Source organism: Cryobacterium melibiosiphilum, from assembly GCF_003602235.1.
Taxonomy (GTDB): domain Bacteria; phylum Actinomycetota; class Actinomycetes; order Actinomycetales; family Microbacteriaceae; genus Cryobacterium; species Cryobacterium melibiosiphilum.
Genome location: NZ_QZVS01000092.1, coordinates 42,170 through 57,179, shown reverse-complemented (window position 1 = coordinate 57,179; position 15,010 = coordinate 42,170). Strand labels below are relative to the sequence as shown.

Here is a 15,010-nt window from a genome sequence, read left to right as displayed (position 1 = left end):
AAGGCCCGCACTGCACTCTTGCTGCATTCAGTCACTCTCGAGAGGCAGGTGCGCCATGAGTACATTCGCGGGCAAAAACATGGATCCAAGGGATCGGAGGGATGCCACCCCGCAGAATCGGACCAGCGAAGCACGCGGCCAGGTCAGCGGATACCGCCGGTCGACCCGCGCAGTCGCCGCCGGGCTGACCGTCGTGCTCTGCGGAGTGCTCGGCCTCTCGGCGGTCACGGCCGCAGCCGCCGCCCCCGTCGGGCAGGGATTCACCGTCACCAGCGCCGACCTCGCCTTCATTCTCAAGCAGATCAAGATCGCCGAAACGCACGTCGAAAACACGACATCGCTCACCGGCCCCTGCGGCGCCCTCGTCGGCAGCGGCCCGAACCAGATTCCCGACGCGCTCACCTCCTACGGCCTGCGCACCGTCGACGGTTCCTGCAACAACCTGCTCAGCGGCCGCGAAACCTTCGGCGCCGCCGACGCACTGTTCGGTCGGATGACCACGCCCACCTTCGCGGGAGCCGAGGCCAACCCGCCACTGTTCGGGCCGCCCACCGTCACCAGCTACCAGAGCCTGTCGGGCAACGTCTTCGACAGCCAGCCCCGCACGATCAGCAACCTCATCGTCGACCAGACCTCGACCAACCCCGCCGCCGTCGCCGCGGCCGGAACGCCGGTGCGCACCCAGGGCAACACCGGCGTTGTTCCGTGCACGACCGATCCCGACCCGCTCGCGGCCGTGCCCGTGGCCGGAATCCCCGCCGGCTGCACGCCGACCGGCAGCACCCTGTTCATTCCCAACGTCACGACCGACGTGGGCCTGTCTCCGCCGTACAACTCGCTCTTCACCCTGTTCGGACAGTTCTTCGACCACGGTGTCGACCAGACCGTGAAGGGCGGCGGCACGGTCTTCGTGCCCCTCAACGCGGATGACCCGCTGCGCACCGTCGGCCCCGACGGCATTGCGAACACGAATGACGAGGTGCCGGCCAACCAGGCATTCATGGTGCTGACCCGCGCGCAGAACCAGCCCGGCCCCGACGGTGTGCTCGGCACCAGCGACGATGTGCGTGATGCCGCCAACACCGACACTCCGTTTGTCGACCAGTCGCAGACCTACACGTCGCACCCGTCTCACCAGGTGTTCCTGCGTGAGTATGTGAACAACACCGCCGGCAAGCCGGTCTCCACCGGCAAGCTGCTCGGCGGCCCGGCCGGCACGGCAACCGAGGGCGGCATGTCCACCTGGGCGACCGTCAAGGCCCAGGCCCGCAACCTGCTCGGCCTGGCCCTGACCGACCAGGACGTGACCAACGTTCCACTGATGGCCGTCGACCCCTACGGCAAGTTCATTCCCGGTCCGACCAGCGGGCTTCCGCAGTACGTGACCGCGACGGGCCTGGTCGAGGGCAACCTGGCCACCCCCGTGCCGGTGCCGGCCGACACGCTGCACTTCAACACTCCGTTCCTCACCGACATCGCGCACAACGCGGAGCCCAAGGCCGGCCTGGTAGCCGACGCTGACTCCACGGCATCCGCTGACTTCGCGGCGCAGCCCGCGGGAACATACGACAACGAAATGCTCGACCTGCACTTCGCCGCCGGCGATGGCCGCGTCAACGAGAACATCGGCCTGACCGCCATTCACCAGGTCTTCCACTCCGAGCACGACCGCCTCGCGGTCGAGTTCAAGACCACGCTGAGCAACGACACCTCCAGCAAGGGCATTGCCGCCCTGGCCGAGTGGAAGCTCGCCGCCGGAGCTGACGGCTGGAACGGCGAACGCCTGTTCCAGGCCGCTCGTTTCGTCACCGAGATGGAGTACCAACACCTCGTGTTCGAAGAGTTCGGACGCAAGGTGCAGCCTGCCATCCAGCCCTTCCTCAGCTACAACACCGAGGTGAACCCGGCGATCACCGGCGAGTTCGCCCACGCCGTGTACCGCTTCGGCCACTCGATGCTGACGGAGACGATCTCGCGCACCAACAACGACGGCAGCGACAACTCGATCTCCCTGCTCGAAGGGTTCCTCAACCCGCCGTCGTACACCGACGGGGGCTCGGCCGGTGTGCTGACGTCTGAACAAGCCGCCGGCAGCGTCATCATGGGCATGAGCGATCAGGTGGGCAACGAACTCGATGAGTTCGTCACCGACACCCTGCGCAACAACCTGCTCGGACTGCCGCTCGACCTCGCCGCGATCAACATGACCCGGGCCCGGTCCGAAGGCATTCCGCCGCTGAACGAGGTGCGCCGCCAGATCAGTGACGCCACCAACGACGGCCAACTGGCCCCGTACACCAGCTGGGCCGACTTCGGGCAGAACCTCAAGCACCCGGAATCGCTGACCAACTTCGTGGCTGCCTACGGCACCTTCCCGACGATCACGGCCGCGACCACCCTCGCCGGCAAGCGCGCGGCGGCAACGGCGATCGTCGACCCCGGCCCCGGCATCTCGCCGACGGTCGAAGCCCTCGACTTCATGAACAGCGCCGCCACGTGGTCCAACCAGGAAACGGGCCTCAACAAGGTCGACCTGTGGGTCGGCGGCCTGGCCGAGAAGACCAACCTCTTCGGCGGACTGCTCGGCAGCACCTTCAACTACGTGTTCGAGAACCAGATGACCGACCTGCAGAACGGCGACCGGCTGTACTACCTGGCCCGCACGCCCGGAATGAACCTTCGTGCCCAGCTCGAGGGAAACTCCTTCGCCGAGATGATCATGCGCAACACCGACGCCCACACCCTGAAAGCGGATGCCTTCGCCACCGCCGACTGCAAGTTCCAGATGAGCAACCTGGCCGGCACCCCCGCCGGCTACACCGCATCCGGACCGACGGTCGCCGACGACGCAGCCTCCGAGTGTGACGAGATGGCGCTTCTGCTGCGCAAGCCCGACGGCACCATCCAATACCGCGCCGTCAACTCCGTCGACCCGACCGGCATCAACGGCCAGGCGGTGTACAACGGCACAGCCGGCGTCGACCGCATTGCGGCCGGCAACGACAACGACACCGTGCTCGGCAACGAGGGCGACGACGTGATCGACGGCCAGGGCGGTGACGACGTCGTGCTCGGTGGCGACGGAAACGACCGAATCACCGACTCGGCCGGCAACGACGTGCCCAAGGGAGGCCCCGGCAACGACTACATCAACGCCGGAATCGGCCTCGACATCCTGATGCCCGGTTCAGGCAAGGACTTCTCCCTGGGCGGTGCCAACGACAACGAAACCTTCGCGGGTGAGGGCGACGACTTCGCCCACGCCGGTGACGGCGCCGACGTCGTGTTCGGTGACGGTGGTGACGACTGGATCCAGGGAGGATCGGGCGTCGACCTGCTCATCGGTGATCACGGGGCGCCGTTCTTCGACGACCCGGCCCAGACCAAGCCCGGCAACGACGTCTTCGTCGGCCAGTCCGGGGCCAACGACTACGACGGCGAGGGCGGAGACGACATCGTGACGTCAAACGCCACCATCGACCGGTACGCGCTTGCCGCCGGGTTCGACTGGGTATCGCACCAGTACGACACCGTCGCAGCCGACGACGACATGAAGATCAACAACAACCTTGCCGGCGTGCTGCTGCCCGTGGTCACGAACCGTGACCGCTGGCAGGAGGTGGAGGCCAACTCGGGCTCCGCTTTCAACGACGTCATCCGCGGTGACGACGCGGTGCCGAGCACGGTCGGCGGTGCGGGCTTCAGCGGATGCGACGTGCTCGACCAGGCCGGAATCGACCGTATCGCGGGCCTCAACGCGCTCCTGCCGGCACCGAGCACCCCGCTCGCGCCGGTCGAGGCGCTGTCGCCGATGCGGGTGTGCCCGCTCGAAGGCCCGGTCTGGGGAGACGGCAACATCCTCCTCGGCGGCCTGGGGAGCGACACCCTCGAGGGTCGCGGCGCCAACGACGTCATCGACGGTGACCGCTACCTCACGGTACGCATCAGCGTTCGTAACGGTGCCGGCACCGAAATCGGCAGCACGGACCTCATGGAGCGCCCTTACCAGGCCGGCAACACGCGCACCCTGGCGCAGGACGTGGCCGCTGGAGTCATCGACCCCGGCAACCTCGTGATGGTGAGGGAGATCATCACCCCCACCGCAGCCCAGACCGCCGGCAACAGCGATGCGGCCGCGTTCAGTGACGTGCGGGCCAACTACACGGTCACGACGACCGGAGGCACCGGCGTTCTCGGTTCCGCCGGTTCGGTCACGACCGTGGTGCACAACGGCGCCGGCATCGACGGCACCGACACCCTCCGCAACATCGAACGGCTGGTGTTCTCCGACACGGTCGCCCCGAGCGCTCCCGTCATCGGCACTGCCGTTGCCGGTGACGCCCAGGCGACGGTGACCTGGACCGCCCCGGTCACCGGCATCGCCACCGGCTACTCGGTGGTTGTCATCAACGCCGCCGGAACCCAGGTCGGCGCTCTTCGGCCGGCCGCGGCCGGAACCACGAGCCTGGTCGTTCCCGGCCTGGCCAACGGTTCCGCCTACCGGTTCCAGGTCTCGGCGACCAACGCAAACGGAACGAGCGCCTACTCGGCTCTGTCCAACGCGGTCACGCCGATCGCTCCGGTTGTTCCGGGTCCGGCCATCATCGGAGTCCCCGTCGCCGGGAACGCCCAGGTCGCCGTGAACTGGCTGCCGCCGGTCGCGATTCCGAACTCGCCGCCCGTCACCGGATACGTGGTTCGCACCTATGTTGGTTCCGAAACGGTTCCGGTGCGCACCTCGACGGTCGGTAACGTGACGAGCATCGGCATCGTCGGGCTGCTGAACGGTACCGGGTACACCTTCGATGTCGCGGCGATCAACTCCGTCGGCACCGGCCCGGCTTCGGCACGGTCCGCCGTCGCCACACCGGTCGGCCCGGCGGGAGCGCCCACCATCGGGGTCTCCGTTGCCGGCATCGCCTCGGCCACGGTGAACTGGACCGCCCCGGCGTCGGACGGCGGGTCGCCCATCACCGGTTACTCGGTGCGCACCTTCATCGGCAACGTGCAGCAGGGCACCCCGCTTGTGACCGGCAACGTCACCACGGTGGTGGTGTCCGGGCTCACCAACGGCACCGCGTACCGTTTCGACGTCGCCGCGATCAACGCGGTCGGCACTGGGGCGCCGTCGGCTCGGGCGGCGGCGGTGACTCCGCAAACGGAGTTCATCGCCCCGACCGTGCTGGCGACCACTCCGGCAGCGGATGCGACGGCGGTCGGCGTGAACGCCAACCTCACCGCCACGTTCAGCGAACCGGTCACCGGGTTGTCCGGTGCGACGTTCGTGCTGCGGCTCGGCACCACGAGCATCAACGGTGCCGTGACGTACAACGCCGCCACCAACGTCGCCACGTTCAACCCGACCGCCGCGCTGTTGAACGACCGCACCTACCGGGTGACCCTCACGGGCATCCGAGACACGGCGGGCAACCTGCTGACGACGGTGAACTACACCTTCACCACGGGCCCGGCCCCCGTCATTACCGCGATCTCGCCCGCGAACGGCGCCACCGGCGTCGCCCGTAACGCCAACGTGACCGCCACGTTCAGCGAGGCGATCACGGGGACCAACGCCGCGAATGTCCAGATCACCCGGGTGTCGGACGGAACGGTGGTTGCCGCGGCACGCACCGTCAACGCCGCCACCCGAGTGTTGACGATCAACCCGAGCGCCAGCCTCGTCGCCAACACGCAGTACCGGGTCACCATCACCGGCAGCGACACGGGGGTGCGCGACCTGGCCGGCAACCCGGTGGCGACCCGCACCTGGGTGTTCACCACGGGCGCCGTGCTCTAACCCGGCAGTATGGGCCGGCCGGCGACTCTGCCCGAGTCGCCGGCCGGCCTCCTCCGCACCACCGCTGCGCCGCTCGCACACCAGATCATCTCGGAGGAATCATGACCACACGCAGGGAGTCCTCCAGCTCGGCGCGTTCGGCGCCCTCGGAATTCTCGGCATGAAAGACGGTGCCGAAGACGCTCCCGTCACAGCGGACGTGCCGCTGGCCACCCGAAGCCTGCTCGCCCCGGCCAATATGCCCGTCCCGTTCCGCGCCGCGTTTCGGCGCCCGCCCGACCTCGCCCCCTTCGCAACCGGGCTGGATGACGGTGACCCGGCCCGTCCCTGTGCCCGCTACGCGCTCACCCAGAAGTTCGGGCAGGCCCAGATCGTGCCCGGACTGTCGACGACGATCGCCGACTGTAACGGGATCTTCCCAGGCCCGACCATCCGCTCACGGCAGGGAACTCGCACGGAGATTCGCATCCGCAACGCACTGCCGACCACCGGGCTGCTGCACGCCGGCGGCAACAACACCGTCACCCACCTGCACAGGTCGTGGCCGATTCCGGCCCGCCGGCGAGAACGAGTCGATCACCGCGCTCATGCAGTTCGACACCGGGGCTTCGGCGGGCGGGCGGCACATGATCCACTGCCACAACCTGGTGCACGAAGACCACGACATGATGGTGCAGTTCGCGGTCGGCGACTGGCGTGTGAACGACCCCGTCAGCTCGGATCCGGCGTATCTCGACGCGCTGCCGGACGGCGCGTACCCGCCCACGTACCTGCCCGGCTTTCCGCTGGGCACCTGACGTGCCCGCGCGCAGGGCCGGAGCGGTCGGGCTTCTGATGGTGTTCGCCCTGCCGGACGAGGCCGCGGCGCTGATCGGCCGGCCGGGTCAGCGACCGCGAACCATGAACGGACGATCCAGTGACACGATCACGGACGTGCCGCCGCCGATCGTGGATTGCACCGTCAGCGACCCGCCGGCCACGTCGACCGTGTCGCGCAGGATGCGCAACCCCAGATGGCCCGTGGTCGGTGCGGCCGACGGGTCGAAGCCGCATCCGTCGTCGCGAATGATCAGCAGCACGCGAAAATCATTCCGGGTCAGGCTCAGCTCGACGGAGTCCGCACCCGAATGTTTCAGGACGTTGCTCAGGGCTTCCCGCGCGACGCGGTAGATGAGCGCGGACCGTTCCCGATCGAGGGAGCGGTCGGGACCGGCGTCGGGCACGCTCACGGTCACCTCGATGCCGCGTTCGAGCAGCGGATCGGCCAGCCGAGCGAGGGCGGTGTCCAAGCCCAGCGTGTCCAGGTCGGCGGGGTACAGGTCCCGGGTGATGCCGCGCAGGGTCTGAATATTGGCACGCAGAATCGCTCGGGCGCGTTCCAGGAGCGTGCCGGGCACGTGACTGCCGTGCGTCGCCTCCGCTTCCAACGCATAGGACAGCCCGGCGAGGTCCTGGATGACCTCGTCGTGCAGGTCCCGCGCGATGCGTCGGCGTTCGAGGTCGGAGGCCTCGACGGCGAACTGCAGCAGGCGGCGACGGTTGGCCTGGTGTACTTGAATTCGTCGGGCGAGCCGGATCGCCGGGAGCAGCTGTACGAGCTGAAGCAGAGCCAGCGACAGCAGAAAGACCGGAGCCATGCCCAGCAGCACGGCGGTCTGCTCGGCCCGCACGGCCGCATCGTCGAAGTAGGCCTCGACAATGAGAAGTTGGCCGGTCTCGGCGTGCGCCCGCACGTACACCTCGACCAGTTCGCCCGAATCGCTCTCATACGCGTTGTCGGGTGCGAGATGGTGGCCGAGGCTGGCTTCGCCCGCGCCGCCGGCGACCACTCGGGACCACCACTGCGGGGTGTCAAACCGGCGCCCGACGAGCTGGGGAACGTCGGAGTAGACGATGCGCCCGTCGGTGTTCCAGATCTTGATGCGGACGATTGCGTCCTCGGCAAGCCAGGGCCGCACCCAGGCGTCGAGTTCAGCCATGGCCCGCCGGTCGCCGTCGAGCACATCCTGCGTCACGAGCGGGCCGATCGAGTACTCGGCGAGCCGGTCGGTCATCACGATCGCGTTGGCGAGGGCGTGCTGTTCGGCTTCGGCCCGAATCCAGAGGGCCGCCGGCACCGCGACGACCACGAGTGCCAGCAGGCCCAGTCCGAGAAACCGCGTGACGGCGCGACGCACCTCGGAGCGGTCATCGGCGGCGGTGTCCGCGTGGACATCCGGTCGTCGCACCGCACGAGTCCCCGCCGCCGCGGCGGGGCTACCCACGCCCACCGATCAAGCCGAGTCGGGTGGCGATGACGACGGCTTCGAGTTGCGAGTGCGCCCCGAGCTTCGTGTGGATGGCCTTGACGTAACCACGGCAGGTGTTCTCGGAGATGCCCAGGGCGATGGCGTTCGAGCGCACGTCCTGGCCGGTCGCCATGAGGCGCAGTACCTCGTGCTCGCGGCGGGTGAGTTCAGACAGTGGCGCGGCGTCGCGGAGGGGGCGGTGAAGGTTTCCGAGCTGCGCAACGAGTGAGGGATGGACGACGATTCCCCCGGCTCGAGCGTGTCGCACGGTGTCGAGTAAGAGGGCGAGGGATCCGTCTTTGGGCAGAAAAGCACACACGCCGATCATCGCGGCCTGTTCGAGCGCAGCGGCCGAGGGGTCTCCGGTCAGCACGATGATCCGTGTGCCGGGCGCGTCGGAGAGGATGGCGGCAGCGGCGGTGAGGCCGCTGCCGTCGGGCAGGTGGTAGTCCATCACGACGACGTCGGGACGCAGCCGGCGACACTCGTCGATGCCGCTGCGCACCGAGTTGGCCGATCCCACGCTGCAGAGATCCGGCTGGCGATCGAGGGACCCCGCGAGGAGTTCGGTGAACGTCGTGTGATCATCAACGAGCAGGATGCGGGTGCGAGCGAGGGCATCGGGGACGAGGGTCATCATCGTGGATGGCGCCTTTCTGGTCGTCCCGCACGGTGCCAGTTTCAACAGCGCCTTCATTATCTGGATACCGGGCGGGGGTGTCGAGGGATTCCCCTTCGTGGCGGGGTGTGGTAAAAATGATGCCGGTTTAGGCGCTCAGGGTCGACGGTTGCTGCGGTGAGGCGTTCAGAGTGCGGCGCAGGAACGCGCTCACGACCGCACCGGCTTCGCCACGGGACATGCGCGCGATCGACAGGTCGTCGCTGTCTGCCGAGAGGTCCGAGGAACCCATGGTGCGCTCGTTGAGCAACAGGAGGGCTCCCATCACCTGCGCGAATTCGTCGTCGCACTCCGCGGTCGCCCGCAGCAGGCGCAGCTGCGCGGCCCGCAACCCGGGTCCGGGGGAGCAGCCCAGTTCACGCCCGAGTGCGTCGCGACAAAGCTCATAGGCCCGCACCCCCTCGGCGGGCCGCCCGGCCTGCTCGCAGGCCAGGATGAGGGCCAGCCAGGCACGCTCGTTGAGGGGGTCGCCGCCCAGCGCCTGGCGTGCCCACGTGGCAGCATCTTCCGACGCGGACACCAGCAGGGCCGTCTCAGCGGCGAGGATGCGAACGTCGGTGACGCGCGCGTCGACGCGTGCGCGGGCATCCGTCGTCCAGCCCGTCAGGATCTCATCGGCGAGCAGCGGGTGCGCCGCGAGGTCGAGTGCCTGACGCAGCAGCGGGAGTGCCGCGGGGTGTTGCAGCTGAGCGGAGCGCTGCACGAGGGCTTCGAACCGGGCCAGATCGAGGTCGATAAGCTCGGGATCCATCACGTAGCCGCCGTTGGTGGTGCGCAACGGGCCGGAACGGCCGAGACCCGGCTGCAGGTGACGGCGCAGAATGCTGACGTAGCTTTCGAGGGTCGGCCGGGCCTCGGGAGGCGCGGTTCCGGCCCAGAGAAGTTCAATGAGTCGATCCTTCGAGACGGCCGTGCCGAGCTGGAGCAGCAGGATTTCGAGGATATGGCGCTGTTTCGGGCCGCCCAGCTGTCGCGCCGTGAGCAGTCGGCCACCGGGCAGGCCGACCCGCAACGCACCGAACAGGTGAACGGTCAGGCGGTCGGTATGTGGGCGATTCGGGTGTTCGTCGGTGTCCATGAAACCTCCGATCAGGATGGCTTCATCCTGCGGCCGTGCTCCGGACAGGCACAGCCGCAGGTGGGTGGGCGCCGACTCCCCAACTTTGGGGGTGCCGTCCCCAGCCAACGCTCAGGTGCGAAGCGGGGATAGACTCACGCTTGATGTCAGGGGGACATGTGGCCAAGGCCTCGACCGTCTACGACGTCGCCGCCCACTCGGGTGTCTCCATCGCCACCGTCTCCCGAGTGTTGCGACGGCCGGGCGATGTACGCGCATCCACTCGCGAGCGCGTGCTCGCCTCGGTGCGTGAACTCGGCTACGTGCCGAGCGCCGCGGCGCGCGGCCTCGCGGCGTCGCGCACCGGCGTTCTCGGGCTGTACTTTCCGTCCCTCGACGCGATGGAAGAACTCGGCGACGCCGAATTTCTCCCCGCGCCGGGGGCGCCGCTCGTGGACCTCGTCGTGGACATGCCGGATTCCGGCGTCGTGCGCCCACCCAACCTCTACTTCGACGAGGTGCTGCGCGGCAGCGAGTTCGAGGCGTGGCGACAGGGTTTCGCGCTGATGGTCGGCGTCGGTCGCGGGACCAACCCGACCGACATGGTGGGCGACATCGCGGGTCGGGTCGACGGCATGGCGATTCTCGCGCAGAGCGTCTCCGCCGAGGTGCTCGAGCACGTCTCCCGGCGCATCCCGGTCGTGCTGATCGCCGGGCCCCGCCGCGGCGACGACTTCGACCACGTGAGCGTGGGCAACACCGAGGGCATGCAGGCCCTCACGACGCACCTCATCGACGGATGCGCCGTCACCGATTTCGCCTACGTCGCCGGCCCGGTCGATTCCCCCGACGATGCCGAGCGGCACGCGGGATTCGTCGCCGCGCTGCACTCCCGCGGCCTCGACCCGGCGCAGGTCCCGGTGCACCGCGGTGAGTTCTCCCGGCTGCGCGGGCGCGCGGTGGCTTCGACGCTGCTTGACGGGCGACGGATGCCCCGGGCCGTGGTCTGCGCGAACGACCAGATGGCCCTCGGCGTGCTCGACGTGCTCGGCGCGCACGGGGTCAGCGTTCCCGGCGACGTGATCGTCACCGGTTTCGACGGCATCGAGGCGGGCCGGCAGGCGTCGCCGCGACTGACGACCGTGCGGCAGCCGATGGTGGACCTCGGCCGGGCAGCCATGCGCGCGATTCTGAGCCGGCTGGAAAACCCCGACCAGGCGCCGATTTCGCTGCGCCTGCCGGTGAAGGTGCTGCTGCGCGAAAGCTCTGAGGGGCACCTCTAGGGTCGTTCTGTCGATGAGACATCGTTGCGTTTCATGATGTATGCGCTTACACTCAGGGCACCAAGGTCAATGACGACACGAAGGAAATCCTGTGAAACGAACATCGAAGTTCGCCGTGGTGTGTGCCGCCGTCGTAGCGGGCACGCTCCTGATTGCTCCGGCCGCGGTGGCCGAACCCGCATCCGCTGCCGGCCCCGGCGCGGTGTCCGGAGACGACGCCGTGCTGGCCGGTTACGCCGCCGACACCTGGAAGTCCCTCGCCGCGATGACCGACAAGAAGACCGGCCTGCCCGCCGACAAGCTCTCCGGCGATCTCACCGTCGCGAGCGAGAACACCAGCCCGACCAACATCGGCGGCTACCTCTGGTCGACCATCTCGGCCCGCGACCTCGGCATCATCAGTAAGAGCGAAGCCTTCACCCGCATGAAGACCACGCTGAAGACCCTCGAGAAGATCGAGCGGCACGAGCCGAGCGGCATGTTCTACAACTGGTACTCGCCCCTCGACGGCCACAAGCTCACCGAGTGGCCCGGCAGCGGCGACCCCGTCGACCCGTTCCTGAGCACCGTCGACAATGGATGGCTCGCCGCGGCCTTCCGCATGGTCGGCGAGGCCGAGCCCCGCCTCGACAAGCAGGCCGACCGGCTCTACGCGAGCATGGACTTCGGCTGGTTCCACAACCTCGACGCCCGCGCCGAGGTCGGCCTCAACCGCGGCGGCTTCTGGGTGATCCCGCCTCCTGGCTGCAACGTTCCCGGCAACTACGGCGACGACGGAGCCGACGTGTATTACACCTGTCACCACTACGACACGACGGTGAGCGAGGCCCGCATCGCGACCTACCTCGGCATCGCCAACGGGCAGATCCCGCCGGAGGCCTACTACGGCACCCTGCGCACCATGCCCGACCAGGGCTGCGACTTCTCCTGGCAGGAACAGAAGCCCACCGGCGAAACCCGCGAATACCTCGGGGTCAGCGTCTACGAGGGGGTCTACGAATACCGTGGCATGAAGCTCGTTCCGGCCTGGGGCGGCAGCATGTTCGAGGCGCTGATGCCCGACCTGCTCGTGCCCGAGAGCGACTGGGGTCAGCAGTCCTGGGCGGTCAACCACCCCGCATCCGTTCGCGCCCAGATCGAGCACGGCATCGACGAGGCCGGCTATGGCTTCTGGGGCTTCTCCCCGGCCAGCGACCCGTTCGGCGAGTACGCCGAATACGGCGTCGAGGGAATCGGCATGTCGACGGACGGCTACGCCTCCGATCGGGAACGCACCAACGTCGATGCCGGCTACGACGGATGCCGCGAGGCCACCAACCCGACGCCGGCGTTCGGTGACGGCGTGGTCACCCCGCACGCCTCGTTCCTCGCGCTGCCCTACGACAAGCCCGCGGTGATGAGCAACCTTGCCGGCATCAAGACCGAGCTCAAGGCCTACGGGCCGGGAGGCTTCTATGACGCGGTGGCGACGAAGAGCGGAACCCTCGCCGATCGCTACCTGTCGCTCGACCAGTCGATGATCATGGGCGCGATCGCCAATGAGCTGCTGGACGACCGGTTGAAGGAGTACTTCGTGGACCCCGGGTTCGAGGCTGCGGTGAAGCCGCTGGTGGAGGCCCAGGTGTTCGGGTCGAAGCTCGAGTAGGGGCGGGGCACACACAGGCTCCACGGCTCTAGGGATTCAAGGCAAGGGCGCATGGATGCTGCGGGCTGGGTTTTCTAGACAGCGCTCCTGGTCAGGGCTCGCGGTGGCGCGAAACTCGGCAGGACGGCTCATGGGGCCATCTGTGACACCTCGTGAGCGAAGTGTCAGAGATGGCCCCATGGATTTCGTGAGGTGTCAGAGATGGCCCCTTGAAGTCGATTGATGGGACCATCTCTGCCACCTCGCGGCGCGGAGATGGCATTCATGGGGCGTTCTCTGACACCTCGCTCACGAGGTGTCAGAGATGGCCCCTTGCCGGTGGCGAGGTGTCAGAGTTGGTGCTCTGCGTGACTGCTGCGGTGCTCGAGGCGTGCAGACCGGCCACACAAACGGGATGATGACGGAGCGCGGGCGAGTGCCCGGGCATCCGCTGTCAGAAATATCTTGCAATGCGTGATGTATGCGCATACACTCGGCGTAATACGTGCGCAGGCCCTGGGCCGCCCACCAAGCCGAACGGTCAATGACGACACGAAGGAGTTTCCCGCAATGAAGCACACGAGAGGGCGTCGTACTCGCACGGTTTTTGCCGTCGCGACCGTGGCCGCCGTTCTGGCCACCAGCGCCTGCAGCATCGACGTCGACAGCCAATCCGACAACTCCGGCACCGAGGGCTCCATGCTCGTCGCGGCCGACAACGGATCCCCCACCTTTGAGAAGAACTTCAACCCTTTCTCAACCAGCAAGCGCGTGACGGCTACGTACATGTACGAGCCGCTGCAGGTCGTCAACACCCTCGACGGCAAGTCCACGCCGTTCCTCGCGACCGGCGCCGAGCAGGTCGACGCAGAAACGCTGATCTACACGATCCGCGAGGGCGTCACCTGGTCTGACGGCACCGAGTTCACCCCCGCCGACGTGCTCTTCACCTTCAACCTGATGAAGGAGGTGCCGGCGCTCGACAACAAGGGCGTCTGGCAGCACATCGAGAGCCTCGAGGTCGAGGGCAACACCGTCGTGTTCCACCTGCTCGCCGAAGACGTGCCCGCCACGTCGATCATCGACCAGCAGCTCATCGTGCCCGAGCACATCTGGGCCGATGTTGAAGACCCGCTCACCTTCACCAATGAAGACCCCATCGCGACCGGCCCCTACGTGCTCGGCGACTTCACGCCGAACCAGTACACGCTCACCAAGAACGCCGACTACTGGCAGGCCGACAAGGTCGCCGTCGAGGAGCTCATCCTGCCGGCCGCGAACAGCCAGCTCGACGTGGTCAACAACGGCTATGACTGGGCCTACGCGTTCATCACCGACGTCGAGGGCACCTGGGTCAACGCCAACTCCGACTTCAACAAGTACTGGTTTCCGCCGGGCGGCACCATCGCCCTGGTGCCCAACCTCACCAAGGCGCCCTACAACGACGTGAACTTTCGTGAAGGCCTGAGCCTCGCCCTCGACCGCGAGAAGATCGCCGACGACGCCGAACAGGGCTACGTGGATGCCGCTGGCCAGTCCGGCCTGCTGCTTCCGAACCAGGAAGCCTGGCTCAGCGACGACCTTCCCGACGGCGGCGAGATCGCCCAGGACACCGATGCCGCCCTCGCCGCATTCGAAGCGGCCGGCTACACGATGGACGGCGACCAGCTCGTCGACGCTTCCGGAACCCAGGTCGCGATCAACATCATGACCGCCAACGGCTACACCGACTGGCTGCAGGGCCTGCAGACCGTGCAGTCCCAGCTCGGTGCCGTGGGCATCGACGTGACCCTCAGCCAGCCGCAGCCCGCCGCCTATCAGGAGTCCCTCGGCGCCGGCGACTTCGACATGGCGATCACCGGCTTCGGTGGTACCGGCAGCGTGTTCCAAGACATGAACCTGCTGCTCAACAGCGAATTCGCCACCCCGCTCGGCACCACGACGACGGGTAACTTCGGTCGGTTCAGTGACCCGGCGACGGATGCCCTGCTGGCCGAGCTGAAGGCATCCACCGATGAGGATGAACAGAAGGACATCGCCGCCGAGCTGCAACAGACCGTCTACGACGAACTGCCCGTGATCAGCATGTTCTACGGCGGCCTCTGGGGTCTCTACTCCGACGAGAACTACACCGGATGGCCCAGCGAGGACAACCCCTACGCACCGCCGAACACGTACAACTCAACGCCGCTGCTGATCCTGACCAACCTCGAGAAGGCCAACTAACCCGCACGCTGAACGGCCTGCTCTCCCTTCATCGGTGAGAGCAGGCCCACCCAGCG

The 15,010-nt window shown here is 67.7% G+C and carries 8 protein-coding genes and 1 pseudogene; 6 read left to right on the top strand and 3 right to left on the bottom strand.

All coding sequences use genetic code 11. The features are described 5' to 3' along the window. Window positions 1–55 precede the first annotated feature (55 nt). From D6T64_RS16310 to D6T64_RS23255, 3 genes and pseudogenes are all read left to right on the top strand, one after another. A complete protein-coding gene (locus D6T64_RS16310; protein WP_119975747.1) occupies window positions 56–5,797 on the top strand; it encodes a peroxidase family protein in 5,742 nt (1,913 codons plus the stop codon). Window positions 5,798–5,957: 160 nt separating this feature from the next. Continuing rightward, window positions 5,958–6,251: pseudogene (locus tag D6T64_RS23260) on the top strand (hypothetical protein); the annotation flags it as partial. Window positions 6,252–6,384: 133 nt separating this feature from the next. Further along, window positions 6,385–6,594: a multicopper oxidase domain-containing protein gene (locus D6T64_RS23255; RefSeq protein WP_233551309.1), complete on the top strand. Its 210-nt coding sequence runs from the start codon at window positions 6,385–6,387 to the stop codon at window positions 6,592–6,594. 87 nt (window positions 6,595–6,681) lie between these two features. Here the strand turns inward: D6T64_RS23255 and D6T64_RS16300 are convergent, their stop codons facing one another. The 3 genes from D6T64_RS16300 to D6T64_RS16290 form a co-directional block, all read right to left on the bottom strand. Further along, on the bottom strand, window positions 6,682–8,067 hold the full coding sequence (locus tag D6T64_RS16300) for a sensor histidine kinase (RefSeq protein WP_119975746.1): 1,386 nt from the start codon (window positions 8,065–8,067) through the stop codon (window positions 6,682–6,684). Beyond that, window positions 8,054–8,725, bottom strand: a complete 672-nt coding sequence (locus D6T64_RS16295; protein WP_233551281.1) for a response regulator transcription factor — start codon at window positions 8,723–8,725, stop codon at window positions 8,054–8,056. Before D6T64_RS16295 ends, D6T64_RS16300 begins: the two co-directional genes overlap by 14 nt. A gap of 127 nt (window positions 8,726–8,852) precedes the next feature. After that, on the bottom strand, window positions 8,853–9,842 hold the full coding sequence (locus tag D6T64_RS16290; RefSeq protein ID WP_119975744.1) for an AfsR/SARP family transcriptional regulator: 990 nt from the start codon (window positions 9,840–9,842) through the stop codon (window positions 8,853–8,855). A 143-nt stretch (window positions 9,843–9,985) separates the two neighbouring features. On the opposite strand from D6T64_RS16290, the gene D6T64_RS16285 reads away from it, so the two are divergent. From D6T64_RS16285 to D6T64_RS16275, 3 genes are all read left to right on the top strand, one after another. Next, complete coding sequence (locus tag D6T64_RS16285) at window positions 9,986–11,104, top strand: LacI family DNA-binding transcriptional regulator (protein ID WP_119975743.1); 1,119 nt, start codon at window positions 9,986–9,988, stop codon at window positions 11,102–11,104. 91 nt (window positions 11,105–11,195) lie between these two features. Next, entirely contained in the window at window positions 11,196–12,749 is a 1,554-nt protein-coding gene (locus D6T64_RS16280; protein ID WP_233551279.1) for a glucoamylase family protein, read from the top strand. A gap of 549 nt (window positions 12,750–13,298) precedes the next feature. Then, the gene (locus tag D6T64_RS16275; protein ID WP_119975742.1) at window positions 13,299–14,954 is read left to right on the top strand and encodes an ABC transporter substrate-binding protein; all 1,656 of its coding nucleotides are present in this window, start codon (window positions 13,299–13,301) and stop codon (window positions 14,952–14,954) included. Window positions 14,955–15,010: the final 56 nt, after the last annotated feature.